Here is a 20,290-nt window from a genome sequence, read left to right as displayed (position 1 = left end):
CCATGTAGCCTTTATTCGGCTTTCTTGCCTGTCAGGTCTGCTTTAGTCGTTGTGATGACTAGAACCTCCTGCAGGTTTTTGAAATCCACCACTGGCGTAATGTAGCCAGACCGTGTCAGATTATTTGAGTCCACATTGATCTCACTGATATATCCTACCAGGATCCCCTGGAGATATTTATCACTGATGTGGGAGGTGACTATCTGATCCCCCACCTGTACCTTATTTTCGTTATTCTCCATCTGCTCAAACCGGATCTTCCCATCATTGATCAGGGTCAGGTCCCCCCGGACCATGCACTTATCTGATGTGGTCAATGCCATGCCGCTTACATTGCTGGAATCATCAATAATAGAACGCACGGTGGCCCAGGTCGGGCCTACCTTCGTGACAATCCCCACCAGGCCGCTTCCAGCCATAACATTCATATCTACCTCGATTCCATCCATGCTTCCCTTATCGATTGTAAACGTGCTGAACCAGTTGCCCGAATCCTTTCCAATGACATGGGCCCCTGTCTTTTCATAATCTGCATAATTTTGATCTAGTTTGTACAATTCCTGCAGACGTTCCAGTTCATACCTCTCTTCCTGCAGATTATTATTCTCCGTAATCAGCTCATCTACTTTGCTCTGCAACTTTTCATTTTCTTTTCTGACCTGCTGGAGAGTCTCAAAATTCTCACTGACATCTGCAAGCCATGTACCAATCTGATTGATCCCTTTCTCCATGGGTATGACTGTCACACTTGCTATCCCTTTAAAAGGCCCGGCAGCCTTATCCGAAAATACGGACAGGACCATCAGCAGGATACAGAATACAGACAGGCCAGCCAGCCAATATTTACTTGTGGAAGAGGTTTGATTTTTCTTTTTCATTCTATCTAAGCCACCTATAATCTTCATCTAACATGGAATATGTCAGCTTTCTATATTCTTTATTCAAAATAATCTTCTTCAGTCCGGCCACAGCACAGAGTTCTGGATTTTTTACTGTCTTTACCGGCAGGCCAATAATTTCCTCCAGATATGTAGACAGTCCCCTCAAATTGGCCAGCCCTCCTGTCAGGCAGATGCCATTTATGTCAATGGCCCTGCGCACATCAGGGGGAGAACGGTCCAGCATAGTTTTTATAGAGCGGACACACTCTTCAAGAGGTTCCTTCATGGCTGCCCTGACAATCCCAATGGGAATACTTCTCTGCTGGGGCACGCCTGTGATCAGGTCCCTCCCTGCAGCTATCATGGAGGTGTCTGCTTTCTGTTCAAAGACTCCAAACTCACGCCTGAGCGTCTCTGCCGTCAAACGTCCAATGAGAAAGTCCTTATTGTGCCTGACAAGGTTGGCAATGGCAGTGTCAAAATGGACGCCCCCTATTTTGACAAGGCGGTTTAATACCATACCGCCTGATGCCAGGATTGAGAGCTCTGTAGTCTCCCCTCCAAAGTTGGCAATAAAAACCCCCTTCTCTTTCCAGATATCCAGGCCCATGCCAACAGCATCTGCAATTCCCCGCTCCACTATACGGACAGATTTTGCCTTTGCCGTAGAATGGAAAACCAGGTCATAAAACGCCTTCTTCTCTACCTCCGTGACATCGGTAGGCACGGCGATCACATACTCTGCCCCCCTGGAAAACTGTTTATCCATTTTCAGAAGGCTCTGCAGCAGATACTGCATATCGTCAAAATGTGCGATTACGCCATTCTGCATAGGAAACACAACCTGAATGTTGCCAGGTGCTTTCTCGTACATTTCATAGGCTTTATCGCCTACAGAGAAAATATACTTTTTATCCTGCATGGCAATGACATTTTTTTCTTTCCAGACTGTATCCTTCTTCTTGTCATATACCTTTATTTCATATGTCCCCAGATCTAACCCATACACATTTCTGGCCATATTAAAAACCTTCCCCTATCTTATAAATCCCTTTTCCCTCAAGCTGATATAGCAGTTATTTCCTATAATAATATGGTCCAAAAGTTCGATGCCTATCAAGTCTCCTGCATCCCTGATTCTTTTAGTAATTAGAACATCTTCCTTGCTGGGGGTAGGATCCCCGCTGGGATGATTGTGGAGCAGGATAATAGAAACCGCATTTTTCTGCAGGGCCTCCACAAATAACTCTCTCGGTGAGATAACTGCTGCATTGACAGTCCCTTTGGATATATTTGTCTCTCCAATTAATCTTGTCTTTGTATTTAGAAGCAAAAGCTTCATGGCCTCCTGCCGTTGGTGCCTCATATCTTCCATATAATACCGGGCAATAGAGGCTGGTGTACTGAAACTAAGCCCCGCCTGCGCGGTTGCCTTGGACAGCCTTTTGGAAAGCTCCGATAGGCAGAGGATCTGGACTGCCTTTACCTTTCCGATCCCTTTTACCTGGAGCAGCTGTTCCATAGTCCAGTGATGTATATTTAGTATGCCTTCCTGTGAAAATATGGGATATAGAATCTTCTCCGCCAGTTTAAGGGAACTCTCCCCCCTTGTTCCTGTACGCAACAAAACAGCCAGTAATTCAATATTCGTCAAATTACTCGCCCCAAACCTCTCACATTTTTCATAAGGCCTCTCTTCCTCAAGCAGTTCCTTGATCGTATTTTGTTTTTCTTTCAACTTCATACAGGGACTGCCGATAACACAATACAATGATTTATTTTAGCATAAATTAAAAATCATGTATAGGGTCTGCATTCTTAATTTTTTGTGAAGTCACTTTCTAAGGCCTGTATTTCTGGATAACTGCCTCTGCTGTTTTCATCCCGTCCATTGCCGCCGAGGTAATCCCGCCAGCATATCCTGCCCCCTCGCCGCAAGGATAAATCCCTCTTATGTTACTTTCAAATTCCTGGTTTCTAGGCAGCCGGACAGGGGAAGAAGTCCTGCTCTCTACCCCGGACAGTACTGCGTCTGCCCTTGCAAAACCTGGTATTTTTTTGTCCATGGCCAAAATCCCCTGCTCCAGGGACTCTGCAATATTATCTGGAAAAATGTCCCTGACATTCGCCAGTGCATAGGTTCCCTTCATCTGTGGCAAAATCCCTCCCAGGCTTTTCATTGGCTCATTGCGGCAGAAATCACCGAAGCACTGCACAGGGATACGTCCCCCTCCCTGCCTGAAGGCCCGCTCTTCCAAATCCTGCTGGAACTTAACCCCAGCAAGGGGATGCCCCTCTCCGTAATCTTTTGGAGTGACCGTGACAATCACTGCACTGTTGGCATTGACGCCGTCCCTTGCATGATAACTCATGCCGTTGACGGCAAGGCGGCCTTTCTCGGAGGATGCATTGACTACATATCCGCCGGGACACATGCAGAATGTATAGGCTCCCCTCCCATTGGCCAGCTGCTTTGCCAGCTTGTAGGATGCAGCTGGAAGTCCCGGATATTCCTCTCTGCCATATTGGCACTTTGTTATCATGGACTGTGGATGCTCTATCCTCACTCCCACGGCAAAGGATTTAGCCTGCATTTCAAGGGCCCTTTTGGAAAGCATTTCAAAAGTATCCCTGGCGCTGTGCCCAATTGCAAGGACTAACAGGCCGGCGGGGATTTCCTCCTGCCCATTTACTATGACAGAGCGCAGGGAGCATGTATCCTCTGACAGTCCGATATCTGTCACCTGGCTCATGAACCGGACCTCCCCGCCCATACCCTGGATACTTTGGCGCATATTTCTGACTACGTCTGATAAAACATCTGTCCCGATATGTGGTTTCTGTTCATACAGGATACTCTCCGGCGCCCCATGGCGCACAAATGTCTCCAATACAAAACGGCTCCTTCCAGCAGGATCTTTGACCAGTGTATTGAGCTTGCCGTCGGAAAAAGTTCCCGCTCCGCCCTCACCAAACTGTACATTAGAATCTGGGTCCAGAGACCCCTCCCTCCAAAAGGCTTCCACATCCTGCCGCCTCTGCTCTACGCATTTTCCCCGCTCTAAAACAAGGGGCCTGAACCCTCTTTCTGCAAGCAGGTAAGCGCAGAATAAACCAGCCGGCCCACTGCCTGCGATGATGGCCCTGCCCGGCATTCTCTGCCCTCCACAACGCACAAGATGGTATTTTTTTTCTTCTGCCTTCTGAACCTGTTTTTTCATTCTTCTAAAAACAGCCTCTTCCTGCTTTATTTTTACATCGATAACGTATGATAAAAAAACCTCCGGTTTTTTACGTGCATCCACAGATTGTTTTATAATCCGATAACTCTGCAGGCTTTCTCTTTTTATATGGAGAAAGGTACAAATCTTGTGCTCCATCTCTTCTGATGTATGGCCGGGATGAAGTTTTAATTGGTTAATTCTAAGCATAATTGTGACTAAGGGGACATCCCCTATCCTTTCCGGGGAACCTCCCCCTTGTATCATAAGCGCCGGCAGCCATCAGGAACCTGCGGCGGCCTTTCCTGCTACATATCCGCTGGACCAGGCCCACTGAAGGTTATATCCTCCGCAGAGTCCATCCACATCCAGGATTTCACCTGCAAAATATAGTCCCGGGATACGCAGGGACTCTAATGTTTCAGGGCAGACCTCCTCTGTGGCAACACCGCCTCTGCAAACCTGTGCTTTTTCAAAAGGATTGGCTGCCTGTATCTTTGTTTCAAGGGAACAGATAGCCTTAGCCATCCCTTCTATTTCTTGATCTGAACAGGCTCCCGCCTGCTTTTTCCCATCCACATGGGCGATATGCAGCCACAAGGCAGAAAGCTTCTGGTGAAAAAGTCCGGTGAAAAAATCCTCCATTTTTTTCTCTGGCCTCTCCTCTATGCGCCTCTTTAAAAATGCAGTAAACTGTTCTTTTGTAAAGTCAGGCATGAAATTTAAAACAGCCGTAACCTGTTTTTTTTGAAAAAGGCCGATGGATGCATATCTGCTTACCTGAAATACAGGGATCCCTGAAATCCCATAGTCTGTCAGCTGAATCTCGCCCTGATCCCTTGCCTGGAGGGCCCCGTCTATATAGACAGATACGCTTCCATTTGCCCTGACTCCTGCGATTTTTTTATAAAATGTCTCTCTGCACCTTAACTGTACCAGTGCCGGAAGCACGGGGACAAGCGTATGCCCCAGGCGCCTGGCCATAGTATAGCCGCTTCCATCTGATCCCAGGGCAGGCGCGGCCTTGGATCCCGCAGATAAGACTACTTTGCCGGCCCGGACAGTCCCTCTGTCTGTATAGATTTGAAATCCCTTTTTAGAAGGAAGGATTTCTGTACACCTGACAGATGTCTGTATCTTAACACCCAGCCTTTCAGCCTCCAGCCGAAGCACCTCTAAAACAGCGCTGGCCTGGTCTGACTGGGGATATAAATATCCGTTCCTGTTGCGGGAATAGACACCGAGGCTGAGAAAAAAAGAGACAGTCTGCTGTACATTAAATTTTTCTACAATTCTCCATGGGAATGTCGTGTCCTCACAATGGTAGCAGATTGGTTCCTGGTGCAGGTTGGTAAAATTACATCTCCCATTACCTGTTGAGAGCAGCTTTTTACCCAACTTTTCCTTCTGTTCCAGGATCAATACCTCTGCGCCTGCCTGGGCAGCCGTTATAGCTGCCATCATTCCCGATGGCCCTCCTCCTATCACTGCAATTTTCTGCATACTTTTTCTTACCTCCTCTATCTTTACCGGGCGGACAGCATATCAAGGGAAACCACCCCTGCGTCAGCCATGCTCTGCAAAGATTTTAAGATTCCCAGTTTTCCATGGGGCCAGGTCAGTCCGCCCTGAAAGTATACGGCATAAGGAGGTTTGATGGGGCCGTCTGCACTCAGCTCTATGGAGGAACCTTGGACGAAAGCCCCGGCTGCCATGATCACATCGCTGTCGTAACCTGGCATGGCCCATGGTTCTGGACTTACATAGCTGTCCACCGGGGCGGCAGACTGGATTCCTTTACAAAAAGCAATGACTCCCTCCGCAGATCCAAGCTCCACCGCCTGGATAATGTCGTGCCTGGATTCATGCCCCCCAGGGATTACGCCAAACCCCAGGCGTTCATATATATTTGCTGCAAACACGGCGCTTTTTAATGCACTGCACACCACCGTGGGCGCCAGGAAAAAACCCTGGTAAAAGGACTGCATTACCCCCAGGGAGGCCCCTACTTCCTTTCCCAGCCCTGGTGAAGTCAGGCGGTATGCGCAGTTTTCTATTAAATCCTGGCGCCCGGCAATATAGCCGCCAATGGGAGCCAACCCGCCGCCTGGGTTTTTGATCAGGGAGCCTACAACCATATCTGCCCCTACGTCGCTTGGTTCATATATTTCCACAAATTCTCCATAACAGTTGTCCACCATACAAATAATATCTGGTTTTATGCCTTTGATAAACGCAATGAGCTCCCCGATCTTTTCCACGGAATAGCTGGGGCGTGTCTGATATCCTTTAGAGCGCTGGATAGTCACAAGCTTTGTTTTTTCATGGATCGCCCCGGCAATAGCCGGATAGTTAAAATATCCATCCTCCAGAAGCTCCACCTGCCTGTATGTGATCCCGTATTCCGCCAGTGAACCCTTTGACTGGCGGATGCCGATGACCTCCTCTAAAGTATCATATGGCCTGCCTACAGGGGACAAAAGTTCATCCCCGGGGCGCAGGTTCGCTGACAGGGCCAGGGCCAGGGCATGTGTGCCGCATGTAATCTGCGGCCGCACAAGAGCTGCCTCTGTGTGGAATGTACTTGCATAGACCGCCTCCAGAGTATCCCTTCCAGGGTCATTGTAACCATAGCCGCTGGCATACTGGAAACACCCTTCACTGACGCGGTTCTTTTGCATGGCATGGATTACCTTCAGCTGGTTGTACTCAGCTGTCTCATCAAATTTCTTAAAACGGGGGGCCAGTTCGGCTTCCACCTGTCGGCCAAGCAAAAGCACTTCCTCCTTAATACCCAGTTTTTCATATATCTGATTCATCTCAAGCTCCATATATTTCTCCATTCTCTCCTATAATTCTGCGGTCTTTGAGCTCTGAGAGCATTCTCTCTAACAGCTCTTCCTCATGATAGCCAAAGTCTCCCTGGTTCAGCCAGATCACGTCCCTCTCCCGTCTAAACCAAGTAAGCTGCCTTTTGGCAAAGTGCCGCGTGTCTCTCTTCAGAATATAGACAGCTTCATCCAGGCTCATCTCCCCGTCCAGGAAAGCCAGGATTTCCTTATATCCCAATCCCTGCATGGAAACCATATTCCTCCCAAGGCCTCTGTCCTTCAACGCCCTTACCTCCTCTACCAGCCCTTCTGAGAGCATCTTGTCCACCCTTAAGCCTATCCTCTGATACAGCCTGTCTCTGTCGTCACTAAGTACAAAATAAGCGAAGTTATAGGGAGACTCCTTTTTCTTCTCTTCCTCGTTATGCTGAGAGATTCTCTTCCCCGTCAGTTGGTAAAATTCCAATGCCCTGATGACACGTTTTATATTATTTTCATGGATGTCCTCTGCCGCTTTGGGATCCACCTGATAAAGCATTTGGTGCAGGGCAGCCGCGCCTTCTTTTGCCGCCAGCGCTGCCAGACGCTCCCTGCAGGCCCGGCCTTCTTCATTTTCCGTAAAATCAATGTCATATAGAAGGGCCTGAATATAAAATCCTGTCCCTCCTACAACAATCGGGATTTTCCCTCTGCTTAAAATCTCCCGGGCAGCCTGTTTTGCCATCTGCTGGAACCGTACTACATGAAATTCCTCTTCTGGGTCCAGCACATCTATAAGATGGTGGGGGATCCCCTCCATCTCCCTAGGGCGGATCTTGGCCGATCCAATATCCATATGCCTATACACCTGCATAGAATCAGCAGAAATTATCTCCCCTCCCACAGCCCTGGCAAGGCTGATAGATGTTTTTGTTTTGCCGGCTGCAGTAGGCCCGGCCAAAATAATCAGCGGTTTTTTCATTTATACAATCCTCTTAAATTTCTTTTCCATTTCCCGCCTGGTCATGGCGATAATCGTAGGCCTTCCGTGTGGGCAATGGTAAGGGTTCTCCAATGTAAGCAGTTCCCCAATCAGGCTGTCCACCTCCATAGCCGACAGCCTGCTATTTCCCTTTACGGCCGCCTTACATGAGAGGGAGGCTATTTTCTCATCCACCAGCTCTGGGGCCATAGAGGTGGAAATGCCGTCTGCAAGGCCGTCCAGCATTTCCATAAGAAGTTCTTTTTTGGCAATGCAAAACAAATTATCCGGCACGGCCCGCACCGCGTACTCTCCGCCCCCAAAAGGTTCTATCTCGAATCCGATCCTGTCAAAACTCTCCTTGTTTTCTCTGAGAATCTCAGCCTCCTGCATGGAAAGGCTTAATATAATAGGGGGACTTAAATATTGGGAGGTAAAGTCCCTGGTTTTCATTTCTTCCAAGGTCCTCTCATACAGTACACGCTCATGGGCGGCATGTTGGTCTATAATATACAGGCTTTCCTCATATTCCACAAGCCAGTATGTATCAAATACCTGCCCAATTAATTTGTATTCTGCCCTGGTGTCCCGCCTGAGAAGATTATCCTGAAACAGGTTTATCTGGGCAGGCTCTGGCATTTTTGCCTCATAACTGCCTGTCTCCCGCACAATTTGCTGTGCTTCTGCCTGTATCTCTTTAGATTTATACTTCTCAGCCGCCTGCCGGATTTTGTCCACCTGTATCCCAGGGCGGCCAATCTTGCCTGTGTCGGACACCTCTGCGGCAGAAGTACGGTTGTGGTAAGCCAGTACCCGTTCTTTCATCTTTTCCAGAAAATATTCCTCGTCCCTCTCTTTAGGTTCAGATGCTTCTGCCACCCCTTTTGCCCCTTTCTCTTGATCGCTGGGCAAAAGTGCATCTGTCCTGGGTTTTAGCAAAAAAGGACTCTGCCGGGCCTGTATATTGAGGGGAGGGTCAGGCACATCCACCACGGGAATCAGCTCCGGCTCCTGCAATGTCCTGTGTACACCTTCAAAAACTGTATTGTATACTTCCTGCTGTCTCTTAAAGCGCAGCTCCATCTTAGTGGGATGTACGTTAATATCGATATCCTCCCCATCCATCTGGAAATGCAGTACGACAAAAGGGAATTTATGCTGCATGACGAAATCCCTGTAGCCATCTTCCACCGCTTTTGACAGCATAGCGCTTTTCACATATCTGCCATTCACAAAAAAATTCTCAAAATTTCTATTGCCCCGGCTGATTGCAGGTTTTCCCAGATACCCTGTAATTCTCATACCCCCTGCCTCATAATCTATTTCAATTAAGCTGGCTGCCGCCTCTCTTCCATATATATTATAAATAACGTCCTTAAGCCTTCCGTTTCCGGATGTCCGCAGCTTCTCCTGCCCATTGTTTATCAATTGGAAAGATACCTCAGGGTGAGAAAGGGCAAGCCTCATGAGAAGATCCTGTATATGCCCTGCCTCTGTCATGGGAGTTTTCAAAAACTTCCTTCTTGCAGGCACATTATAAAAAAGCTGCCTAATCAAAAAAGTCGTCCCGTCAGGCGTTCCGGCCTCGTCTATAGACAATTCCTGCCCGCCTTCTATTACATAACGTGTCCCCATATCCTCGTCCCTTGTTTTTGTCATCAGCTCAGCCTTTGTCACCGCTGCAATACTGGAGAGCGCCTCCCCGCGAAACCCCAGGGAACCTACATGCACCAGATCATCCACACTACGGATTTTGCTGGTGGAATGGCGCAGGAAGGCATAGGGGACGTCCTCTCTGGGAATCCCGCTCCCATTGTCCGTGATCCGGATAAAAGAAATACCTCCCTCTTTGATTTCCACCACCACAGAGGTGGCTTTTGCGTCAACGGCGTTTTCTGCCAGCTCCTTTACAATAGACGCCGGACGTTCAATGACCTCCCCGGCAGCAATTTTATCAATTGTAATTTGATCCAACACCTGAATATGCGGCATAAAAATCTCTCCTTCTATCACAGGGCCTGGCCATTCCTGAGAAAGGACAGGCTTTATCAGCAGGGATCTGATCCCCTGCCCTACCATCGGTTTTTCAGCTTATTCTGAAGCCGGTATACCATATTAAGGGCATCCACCGGCGTTAAGTTTGCTACATCTATATTTTTCAGCTCTTCAAGTACATCGTCATCCTTCACTGTGTCAAACAAAGACATCTGTGCAATATCCACTTCATCATATTTTTTAGGCCTGTTTTTTTTCCTGCCCGCCTGTTCCTTCGCGGCAATTTCACTGACCCTGGTTGTTATATCCTCATTGCTCAGCTCTTCTACGATTTCTTTTGCACGGCCAATGACAAGGTCCGGGACTCCGGCCAGCTTGGCCACCTGAATCCCGTAGCTTTTATCTGCGCCGCCTTTCACGATTTTACGGAGGAAAACAATATCATCTCCCTTTTCCTTGACCGCAATACAATAATTATTTACATTCTCAATTTTGCCCTCCAGTTCTGTCAGCTCATGATAATGGGTGGCAAACAATGTCTTTGCCCCCAAAAGTTTTGTATCAGAAATATATTCTACCACAGCCCAGGCGATAGAGAGCCCGTCAAATGTGCTGGTACCCCTCCCGATTTCATCCAGAATTAAAAGGCTTCTATTTGTGGCATTGCGCAGAATATTGGCCACCTCTGTCATTTCCACCATAAATGTACTCTGCCCTGACGCCAGGTCGTCGGAAGCCCCTACTCTTGTAAAAATCCGGTCCGCCAGTCCTATGTTGGCCTCGGCGGCGGGGACAAATGATCCCATCTGTGCCATCAGCACAATTAAGGCCGCCTGTCTCATATAAGTAGATTTCCCGGCCATATTAGGCCCTGTTATAATAGAAACACGGTGTTTTTTGTCATCCAAGTATGTATCATTCGGAATAAACATATCATGAGGGATCATCTTTTCCACCACCGGATGACGACCGTCTTTAATATCCATAACCCCCTGGGTATTTATTTGGGGCCGCACATAGCGGTTGCGCTCCGCCACCAGGGCCAAAGAAGCAAAAACATCCAGGGAGGCTATGGCCCTGGCTGTTTTTTGGATTCTCTCCACCTGGGAAGCTATCGTATTCCTCACTGTACTGTACAGCTCATATTCCAGAGCATAGAGCTTGTCCTCGGCTCCCAGAATCGTGTCCTCCAGTTCTTTTAATTCTGGAGTTATGTATCTCTCAGCGTTGGCCAGTGTCTGTTTTCTTGTATAATAATCAGGCACCATATTTTTATAAGAGTTTGTAACCTCCAGATAGTAGCCAAATACTTTATTGTATTTGATTTTCAGATTCTTAATGCCTGTGGTCTCCCGCTCTTTCTCCTCCAGCTTCGCCAGCCAGTCCTTGCCGTCAGCCTTGGCATTTCTCAGGGTATCTACCTCCTCATTGTAGCCATTGCGGATAATGCCTCCCTCTTTCATAGCCAGCGGAGGGTCGTCAATAATTGCATTATGTACAAGTGTATATAGGTCCTCCAGGGGATCCAGCTGGCCTCGGATATCTGTAAGCAGAGGACTTTCCAGCTCTTCCAGTATACAGTGAATATGGGGGAGCATTTCTAAGGAGGTCTTGAAAGCCGTCAGATCCCTCGGATTGGCCGAGCCGTATGTAATCCTGGTTATCAGCCGCTCCAAGTCGTAAACCGGGGACAGGTACTCCCTGATTTCCTCCCGTAGGATAGCTCCGTCCTTCAACTCCTCCACCGCATCCAGGCGGCTCTCTATTTCATCTTTTTCAATAAGCGGCTGTTCTACAAATTTGCGGAGCATCCTGGCTCCCATTGCAGTCTTTGTTTTATCCAGGACCCACAGAAGTGATCCTCTCTTTTGTTTCTCCCGAAGAGTCTCACACAGCTCCAGGTTCCTTCTCGTGGAGCTGTCCAGCATCATATATTTTCCAGTTGTATAGGGTGTAATGTGGGTCAGATGTGAGAGGGAATTCTTCTGGGTTTCCAGCAGATACGCCAGAAGTGCGCCTGCACTGATGATCCCGCAGTCATAATCCTGCAGTCCCAGCCCTGCAAAGGCAGATACATGAAAATGCTCCAGCAGCTTCTTTTTACATATGGCATCGTCAAAATACCATGGTTCCAGAGTATAGACCGTAATTCCCAGCCGCCCCCTCAGATCCTCTAAGTCCAGTCCGCTCATATAAAAAGATTCATTGCATATAATCTCGGACGGCATAAACCTATATATTTCGTCCAGCAGTCCTGTCCCGTCAGACAGCTCTGTCACAAAGTAATCCCCAGTCGTAATATCTGCCACAGAAACCCCATATCTGTCAGCTATGTAGACAATGCACATCAAATAGTTATTTTTTGACTCATCCAGCGATTTGGTATCCAGGTTTGTCCCTGGTGTCACGATGCGGACTACATCCCTTTTGACCAAACCTTTTGTCAGCTTTGGATCTTCCATCTGCTCACAGATAGCCACTTTATACCCCTTTTTGACAAGCCTGTTCAGATAACTCTCCACGGCGTGGTAGGGAACGCCGCACATGGGGGCGCGCTCATCAAGGCCGCAGCTCTTTCCTGTCAATGTAATTTCCAGTTCTTTGGATGCTGTTATGGCATCCTCAAAAAACATCTCATAAAAATCGCCTAGTCTATAAAATAAAATACAGTCCGGGTATTGGGACTTTGTATCCACATACTGCTGCATCATTGGAGTTAATTCTGCCACGCTTTTTCTTCCTTTCGTATTCCAAATTTCCTCATATAGTATAGCATTTTTTGAAAAGTTGTGAAAGAGAATTTTTCCGTCCCTTCCCGGGATCCCTTATAATACATGGAAACGAGGTTTTTCTTCTCCATATAGCCAGTAAAGCAGATAGGCAGATAAAAACAGGCCAAGGACGCACAGTCCTGAAAATATGACTGCAAAAGGCGCGCATATCTGTCCAAACAGCTGCAAAGGCTGGTCTGAGTAATCCCACACATTCCAGCCAAGCCATTTGTTGACAATGATGCCTGTGATAAATTCTCCTGCTGTCACGAAAAGAACACACCGTACCACCTGTATCCAAAGGGGATCCTCCCACTTTACCCACAGGCCCTGCTGTGCAAAAAACACAAGGCAGAACCCGCCCAGCAAAAACATAGACCAGTGGGAAAATCCCCTAAACACAACTTCAAATGTATAATAAATCGTACCTCCCAGGGCCCAGAGAAGCAGATATTCACTCAATTTTTTCACAGATAAAGCGCCCTCCTATATAGATGTTATATATAGTCTGGACGCTTTTACATAAAATATAGCTGGTATTTATTTGTTATTTTATTCTCCCGGGCAGCGGGCCAAGCGGACATGTCCAGTTGGCGGCTGCCGCGGGGTCAAATACTGCGAGGCAAGCATCAGGGTATCGGACTTCCACAGATGTCCCAGCCACACTTTGGCCTCTATGTTGTAATATTCCAGAAAAATGGCCGTCACCACAAAAATGAAGCGTCAGGCTTTTTTGAGCTGGAAATGGCCTACCAATCCTTTTAAAATCTGTGCCTGGCCAGATACTTCCTCGCCAGAAGCCGCACTTTCTTCGGTGGTGGCGCTGTTTGACTGTACCACCCCTGTAATCTTCCGGATGCCTTCCATCACATCTTCAATAGATCTGGACTGTTCTGCTGTTGCCCCTGTAATAGAATCAACGGCGCCTGTAACTTCCTGTGCCATGGTTACAACCTCTTTTAAAAGTTCCGCGGTCTGCCCGGCTGTTTCTGTCCCGTTTTTCACTGCTGTCATAGTTTCCCGAACCAAGGCTTCTGTACTTTTAACAGATTCCCCGCTCTTATTTGCCAGTTCCCGCACTTCATCTGCCACGATTGCAAAACCTTTCCCCGCTTCTCCGGCACGGGCGGCCTCCACTGCCGCATTTAAAGCCAGGATATTGGTCTGGAAAGATATATCCTGGATAGTTTTTGTAATCTTTTCAATGCCCTCTGAACTTTTGGAGATATGCTCCATGGCCGTCACCATATGCTGCATCTCCGCCCCACAGCGCTCGATCTGCTCACATACATTCTGTACCATATTTCCTGCGTGGGCAGCATTGTCCGCTGTATGGCCAACCTGGTTGGAAATATCCGTGATTGTGTACGTAAGTTTTTCCATGGACTGGGCCTCTTCGGCAGACCCTTCTGCGGTCAGCTGGATACTGGATGCAAGCTGGGCGGAGCTTGCCGCCACCTGTTCCGCACTTTCCCCAATTCCATTCATTGTTTCATTCAATGATGTTATAATCCGTTCCATGGATTCTTCAATTGTAACGAAATCTCCCTGGAAATCTGAATTTACCTCCAGGTTTAAATTTCCCTTGGAAAGCTCCTGAAGCTTAAACTGGATATCCTGGATATACTGGCGCAGATTCTGAATCATATGGCGCATGCTCTCTGCCAGGGCGCCTAATTCATCTTTCGATTCATACTCGATCTGGGCGGATAAGTCTCCCTGGGATACCTGGGCCACTCCTCTCTCCAGATATCTAAGGGGACGCAGAATCTTCCGGCTGATAATCACTCCAATAATCACGATACATACCAGATTTACTAAAAATGTAATGACTGCCGCCACTTTCATGCGGTTAATTCCCTGTACAGAAGATGCCTCTGCCGCATCTACCGCCACGTTTGTCAGCTCAAAAAACTGTTCACTTTTTTCAAACAGGCTCTGAAGATTATGCTCTCCCTCCGCATGGATCATCTCCTGCTTCAGTTCGTCCTCCCAATATGTACGGACTGCCTCCATGGCTTCACGGAATTCCTGATCCTTTGCCTCCGGAAGCCCTAATTCTTCATTCCCTTCAATCAGGCCCTCTATATTCTTTTCCAGGCCTGCAATGGCATCATCCACTGGCTCATTCAAAAGATGAAGTTTCGCAATCCTCTGTGCCCCGCCGCGGACCATGCCGCTGTAATTTACAACACGTCCATGGACTCTGTTAGAATCCAGCATCATAAACATGGTTAATGCCCCTGCCAGGCCCAATACCAGAAGCCATGCTAAGATGCTGTAGACTACTTTCCTTATCTGCATGTCGCATTTCCTCCTTATTTTTTAGTAACAATTACTGTTATTATAATCCCAAAGGTATTTTTTGTCAATCTGACTTCTAATTTCCTGCAGCTAAATTCTGTTTTTACCTATGGTATGCCGCGCCCTGCACAATTAAACCCTCTCTCCAAGATAATAAAACCCGCGGCATTCCAGAAGCTTCACTTTTACAAACTGGCCAATCAAATTGCCTCCCCCTGGGAAATGTACAAGCAGATTGTTGCTCATCCTGCCAGTCACCAGGGAACTGTCATGGTCATTCACTGCTTCCACAAGCACTTTTTGTATTGTATACGTGTGTACACCGCAGACTTCGCTGGAAATATCCTGGACTTCACCCAGCAGCCGATGAAACCTTTCCTTGACCACTTTATCGGGAACCTGCTCTTCCATGGCTGCTGCAGGGGTACCGCTGCGTTTTGAATAAATAAAGGTAAATGCGCTGTCATAGCGCACCTTTCGCACTACATCCAATGTGTCTAAGAAGTCCTCCTCAGTCTCCCCAGGGAACCCAACTATAATATCAGTAGTCAATGAAATATCTGGGATGGCCTTTTTAATCTTATCTACCAGGTTCAGATACTGCTCCTTTGTATATCTGCGGTTCATTTTTTCCAGTATCCGTGTGCTTCCTGACTGTACTGGAAGATGGAGGTGCCTGCATATTTTGCTGGAATGTTTCATGACTTTTATCAGTTCATCCGACAGGTCTTTTGGATGTGATGTCATAAAACGGATCCTTTCAATGCCGTCTATTTTTTCAACTTCCTGTAAAAGCTGCGCGAAATTTATGGGATGGTCCAATGTCTTTCCGTAGGAATTGACATTTTGCCCAAGCAGCATGACCTCCACTACGCCGTCGCCGGCAAGATGCCTGATTTCTTTAAGAATATCTCCCGGGTTCCGGCTCCTCTCTCTCCCCCGGACATAGGGAACAATACAGTAACTGCAGAAATTATTGCAGCCAAACATAATATTTACACCAGATTTAAAAGAATACTTCCGCTCACTGGGGAGATCTTCCACAATCTTATCTGTATCCTTCCATATATCGATTACCATGCGCCCTGATTCCATCCGTGTGGCTATTAACTCCGCAAATTTATAGATATTGTGGGTTCCAAAAATCAAATCCACAAAGCGGTAGCTTTTTTTGAGTTTTTCAACTACCGCAGATTCCTGCATCATGCAGCCGCACAGTCCAATACGCATATGGGGATTGGATTTTTTGGCTTTCCCCAGCTGCCCCAGCCTGCCATACACTCTTTGGTTTGCATTTTCCCGCACAGTACAAGTATTGTATATGACAAAATCTGCTTTCTCTTCGTCTGGCTCTTCCACATAGCCGACCTGCTCCAGGATTCCTGTCAGTTTTTCCGAATCCCTGGCATTCATCTGGCATCCAAATGTAGTAACGCAGAAAGTTAACGGCCTTCCCGCCTCTTCTGACTCTTTTTTCAAGTATTCCCTTGCCTTTGCCATAAAGTAGTACTGCCTGTCCGGTTCCCGGGCAGGCGCTTCTTCTGTCAGATCCATTTTAGTATAATCAAATTCTTTCATCACTATGTATTTTTCTCCATCTTCTGCTTTCATATATTTCTTTTGCTTAATTTTCCGTCCCTTATCCTACAGGCATATTGAATCTCTTCGTATTGTCCATGGATTCAATATGCCTGAATGGGTATGTAAAAGAGAACCCGCTGCAAACATACTGGGCGTCAAACTAGCAGCGACGCAGGCCCCAGAGTATCAGGCCCTCGCGGCAGCCGCCAGCCGGACATATACATGTCTGCCTAGCTGGTTGCCTGCGGGAATAAAAGTCAGATAAATTGGTTTGCCTGACTATCATACTCATATCCAATGCTGCCAAGCTTTAAGACTAGCTCCTCTTTTGCCACATCCATATCTTCACACAATGCATTTAGTGTATCATAGTAATCTCTGAGCTTCGTATTTACTACACTCAATAAAATAACCGGGTCAGCCGGAAGTCCTGTCAGCATATGTATGTCTCCTTTTCTGTGATAATCCATTCAGGCCTTATATCCCAAGGTTCCTGGAAAACCTCAGGGAAACACTGTGCAGAATATGCCAGTGCCATCCGCCTGTAATGAGGATGGCGCCGCAAGTAGGCATCATAAAAACCGCCGCCATACCCGATTCTGCCCCCATGGGGGTCAAAAGCCAAACCTGGCATGATGACGAGGACATGATTTCCCTCCGCCGGATGCCGGGTATCTCTTGGCTCCAGAATGCCGTTATACCCGCCTGACAGCTCCTCCATACGGTTTATATAATAGAATTCCATGGAAGGCTGCACCTTTAATTTGGCCTCCGTCCCTGGTCTAAGTAAGTGATCAGTGCCAGCCTGGTGGGATCGGGATGGTTTATCCACAAAAACTTTGGGCACCGCCACCTTTTTCCCCATTTCCCATGAAGTTTCCAACAAAAAAGAGGTGGAAACCTCATCCCTAAAAGCAACATAACAGTAAATTTCTTCTGCCTCAAGGTAAAAAGGGTGTTCTGCCACTTTTTTCTGTATCTCAAGACTAAAAGCTTGTCTCTTTTCAGGGGGTATCCCCGCCCTGCTGCGCATCCCCAGCTGTCTAATTTCCTTTTTTGTTCCCAAATTTCTCACCCAGATTCACAATTGACCCATCCTTTTCCTCGATATCAATTCTGTCAAGCTGGCTGCGCAGGTTACGCCTGAAAGAATCTATATATTCCTGGCGCAAGATTTTTTGCTCTGTACGCTCGTCCTCCGTCAGTCCCTCAGCCTTTGATTTCCTATATAACTCATTGATTCTTTTAATCTTTTGTCCGTCCATATTCCCTCCGCGCTGTTTGTAATCTGCACCACCTATCTTACACCATTTGTCAAGTTTCGTCCACTTTCAGTTTTAAGAAACTGGCAGGCCAGTGTACTCTCAAATCGTATACCCATCCGGGCACCCCGCAATACACGCCCTTCGGGTGGGTGGACTTTGTCCAATAAGGTATACCCTAACTGGAATAATTTTCCAGAAAAGCATATAATTCTTCTTCCTTCTCCACATACTTTCCGTTCCTAAGTTCATCTTGTACTTCCTGGGGCAGGTCAGATACAGGAATATTTGTCACCTCATAGATTGTAGTTTTATCATTCAAATATACCACTACATATCCATGGAGCTCACAGATATAATATCCTTCATTTTTCGTTGCACTGCCCTTTGTCGTAACGCTTTTGTTTTCCTGTTCCGCAGTCTTTGCCTGAGCCGCCTGCTTCTCCATCACATGCTGATAACTTATCTGATAGCCAATGCCCAGTGCCGATACAACTAAAAAAACACCAACAAAAAAGCCAATACAGTATTTTGCCTTCATAAGGATCCAACTCCTTTTTTCATACAGTATTGGCTATTTTTAGCATTTTATACATTATATTGTAGCGTAGCTACAATACCGCCCTTCGGGCATGCATTGGGGGATGCCCTTTGGGTATACATTATATTGTAGTGCAGCTGCAATCCCGCCCTTTGGGCATGTATTAGGGGATGCCCTTTGGGTATACATTATATTGTAGCGTAGCTACAATACCGCCCTTCGGGCATGCATTAGGGGATGCCCTATTCCTCGCTGCGCGGCAAAAGGTGGAACCTTCTGCACAGGCGGAGAATCTTCCTTCCCTGGGGCAGGTCCATAATATCTCTATCCGAAAGTGTCCCCAGCTTTAGTACGCTGACTCCATATACTACCACAGCGAATAAGATTGAAATTGCTGTGGCGGCAAACCGTCCGCCGATGACTAAGTCCATGACCAGATGGACGGCATAGGTCACAACTCCCATAATCCCTGCAGCTATCAGCGGCCGGATGAAAGTTTTCCCGATCTCAAGCCTGTATCCGCTGGCTTTCTGTATATCCCTCACATTCAGCACGCACATACAAAGGGCAAATACAATATTGCTGCCTACCAAAGCATAAATATTCCATTTAAACACGACCAGCATGATCAAAAGCGCGGCAATATGTATTACCAAAGAGATTCCCGCATTTTTAGCCGGACTTGATATCTTGTCCAGTCCCTGAAGTATGGAGTTGGACACTGTAGCCCAGCAGTAGAACACTAAGGTAACAGCGCCGGTGGCCAGAAGCATTGCCGGCGTACGGCTGGAATCATTGTAAAGCAGCACCATCAGTGGTGAGGCTAATACCACAAACCCTACAAAACAGGGGATTGCAATCAGCATAGTAAAACGCACTGACTGGTTGATCTTGTCATGTATCTGCTGTCTGTTGTTGACTGCTACCGCCGCTGTCAGGCTGGGTATGACAGATGCGGCCAACCCATTTGCCATGGCCATGGGAACATTAATCAATGTATTATATTTTCCGGTGTAGATTCCCAGAAGAGCCATATACTCTTCCTCAGCCAGTCCCTGGGCAGCCATAATTTTATTAAAAATAGTCATGTCCAAAATTTGATTGATATTATAGATAGCTGTACTGAAAATAACCGGGACAATGGTCAGAAGAAGGATTTTCAGCAGCCTCCCATAACTCTCCTGCCGCCGCGTATGGTCTGAACGTATCTGCCGGCGTATGGTGCCTCTGTAGGCCCAGAATGAAAACAAAAGGAAAATTAAGGCAAACAAAGCGCCTGCCACAGTCCCCAGTGTTCCCCCTGCTGCGCCATAGGCAGGCCCAAGGAGATCTATTTTTTTAGATTCAGCCGCCTTCACACCAATGCCAAATAAAATGCTGGCCCCAATCAGGCTTACTGCTGCATTTATGATCTGTTCAATGACCTGGGACACGGCTGTGGGCACCATGGTGCCTAATCCTTGGAAGTAACCTCTGAGTACCCCCAAAAGGGAGACAATAAACAACCCCGGCGCAAGCACCTTCAGCGCATAGGCGCTCAGCGGAGATTCCATCAAATGTGTGGAAATGCCATCCGCCCCAAAAAAGATAATCAGGGCAAACACAGCACCAGTTATAAGAGAAAAAAACAGGGAACATACAAAGACCCTGAATGCATTTCTTCTCTGCCGCATGGCCATCCTAGCTGATACCAGCTTAGATACGGCCGTTGGAAGGCTCAAAGAGGATAGGATCAAGGCTGTCGCATATACCTCAAAAGCATAGCCATAAAACCCATTCCCTTCATCTCCCAGAATATTCGTGAGCGGGATTCTGTAAACCACGCCGATAATCTTGGTAATGACTCCTGCGATAGCCAGAATTGCCCCCTGCATCAGGAAATCATCTTTTGGTTTTCTTCTTCTATTCCTATGTGTCTCAGCCATAAGTTTCCTCCGTCTGC

17 protein-coding genes are annotated in these 20,290 nt (G+C 47.3%); all 17 read right to left on the bottom strand.

Features of this window, described 5'->3' with window-relative positions; translation table 11 throughout:
• Positions 1–11: 11 nt before the first annotated feature.
• The 17 genes from mreC to EFA47_RS07575 all read right to left on the bottom strand — a co-directional run bounded on the left by mreC (position 12) and on the right by EFA47_RS07575 (position 20,273).
• Entirely contained in the window at positions 12–878 is an 867-nt protein-coding gene (mreC, locus tag EFA47_RS07655) for a rod shape-determining protein MreC (RefSeq protein ID WP_122642734.1), read from the bottom strand.
• A 1-nt stretch (position 879) separates the two neighbouring features.
• Complete coding sequence (locus EFA47_RS07650) at positions 880–1,902, bottom strand: rod shape-determining protein (RefSeq protein ID WP_122642733.1); 1,023 nt, start codon at positions 1,900–1,902, stop codon at positions 880–882.
• A 15-nt stretch (positions 1,903–1,917) separates the two neighbouring features.
• A complete protein-coding gene (gene radC / locus EFA47_RS07645) occupies positions 1,918–2,625 on the bottom strand; it encodes a RadC family protein (protein ID WP_122642732.1) in 708 nt (235 codons plus the stop codon).
• A 97-nt stretch (positions 2,626–2,722) separates the two neighbouring features.
• Positions 2,723–4,312 carry an NAD(P)/FAD-dependent oxidoreductase gene (locus tag EFA47_RS07640; RefSeq protein ID WP_122644456.1) on the bottom strand — a complete coding sequence of 530 codons (1,590 nt, stop codon included), beginning with the start codon at positions 4,310–4,312 and terminating at the stop codon, positions 2,723–2,725.
• A gap of 72 nt (positions 4,313–4,384) precedes the next feature.
• On the bottom strand, positions 4,385–5,605 hold the full coding sequence (locus EFA47_RS07635) for a BaiN/RdsA family NAD(P)/FAD-dependent oxidoreductase (protein ID WP_122642731.1): 1,221 nt from the start codon (positions 5,603–5,605) through the stop codon (positions 4,385–4,387).
• 23 nt (positions 5,606–5,628) lie between these two features.
• Positions 5,629–6,945 (bottom strand): methionine gamma-lyase family protein, encoded by a 1,317-nt coding sequence (locus EFA47_RS07630; RefSeq protein WP_330512104.1) that lies wholly within the window; start codon positions 6,943–6,945, stop codon positions 5,629–5,631.
• Positions 6,923–7,894: a tRNA (adenosine(37)-N6)-dimethylallyltransferase MiaA gene (gene miaA, locus EFA47_RS07625; RefSeq protein WP_122642730.1), complete on the bottom strand. Its 972-nt coding sequence runs from the start codon at positions 7,892–7,894 to the stop codon at positions 6,923–6,925. The genes EFA47_RS07630 and miaA overlap by 23 nt, the downstream gene beginning before the upstream one ends.
• Entirely contained in the window at positions 7,895–9,886 is a 1,992-nt protein-coding gene (gene mutL / locus EFA47_RS07620; RefSeq protein WP_122644454.1) for a DNA mismatch repair endonuclease MutL, read from the bottom strand.
• An 80-nt stretch (positions 9,887–9,966) separates the two neighbouring features.
• Positions 9,967–12,618, bottom strand: coding sequence for a DNA mismatch repair protein MutS (mutS, locus tag EFA47_RS07615; RefSeq protein ID WP_330512103.1), 2,652 nt, complete (start codon positions 12,616–12,618; stop codon positions 9,967–9,969).
• 96 nt (positions 12,619–12,714) lie between these two features.
• Positions 12,715–13,131, bottom strand: coding sequence for a putative ABC transporter permease (locus EFA47_RS07610; RefSeq protein ID WP_122642729.1), 417 nt, complete (start codon positions 13,129–13,131; stop codon positions 12,715–12,717).
• A gap of 252 nt (positions 13,132–13,383) precedes the next feature.
• Positions 13,384–14,964 carry a methyl-accepting chemotaxis protein gene (locus EFA47_RS07605; protein WP_122642728.1) on the bottom strand — a complete coding sequence of 527 codons (1,581 nt, stop codon included), beginning with the start codon at positions 14,962–14,964 and terminating at the stop codon, positions 13,384–13,386.
• 132 nt (positions 14,965–15,096) lie between these two features.
• Entirely contained in the window at positions 15,097–16,542 is a 1,446-nt protein-coding gene (gene miaB / locus EFA47_RS07600; protein WP_235853324.1) for a tRNA (N6-isopentenyl adenosine(37)-C2)-methylthiotransferase MiaB, read from the bottom strand.
• 260 nt (positions 16,543–16,802) lie between these two features.
• Positions 16,803–16,985 (bottom strand): DUF4250 domain-containing protein, encoded by a 183-nt coding sequence (locus EFA47_RS07595; protein WP_122642726.1) that lies wholly within the window; start codon positions 16,983–16,985, stop codon positions 16,803–16,805.
• Positions 16,979–17,620, bottom strand: a complete 642-nt coding sequence (locus EFA47_RS07590) for a 5-formyltetrahydrofolate cyclo-ligase (RefSeq protein WP_235853232.1) — start codon at positions 17,618–17,620, stop codon at positions 16,979–16,981. Before EFA47_RS07590 ends, EFA47_RS07595 begins: the two co-directional genes overlap by 7 nt.
• On the bottom strand, positions 17,589–17,810 hold the full coding sequence (locus tag EFA47_RS07585) for a DUF896 domain-containing protein (protein WP_122642725.1): 222 nt from the start codon (positions 17,808–17,810) through the stop codon (positions 17,589–17,591). Before EFA47_RS07585 ends, EFA47_RS07590 begins: the two co-directional genes overlap by 32 nt.
• 175 nt (positions 17,811–17,985) lie before the next feature.
• A complete protein-coding gene (locus tag EFA47_RS07580; RefSeq protein WP_122642724.1) occupies positions 17,986–18,348 on the bottom strand; it encodes a hypothetical protein in 363 nt (120 codons plus the stop codon).
• 242 nt (positions 18,349–18,590) lie between these two features.
• Positions 18,591–20,273 (bottom strand): putative polysaccharide biosynthesis protein, encoded by a 1,683-nt coding sequence (locus tag EFA47_RS07575; protein WP_122642723.1) that lies wholly within the window; start codon positions 20,271–20,273, stop codon positions 18,591–18,593.
• Positions 20,274–20,290 lie beyond the last annotated feature (17 nt).

This window comes from Luxibacter massiliensis (assembly GCF_900604355.1).
Lineage (GTDB): Bacteria > Bacillota > Clostridia > Lachnospirales > Lachnospiraceae > Luxibacter > Luxibacter massiliensis.
Note: the sequence above shows the minus strand (reverse complement) of the source record. Positions and strands in the feature narration are given on the sequence as shown.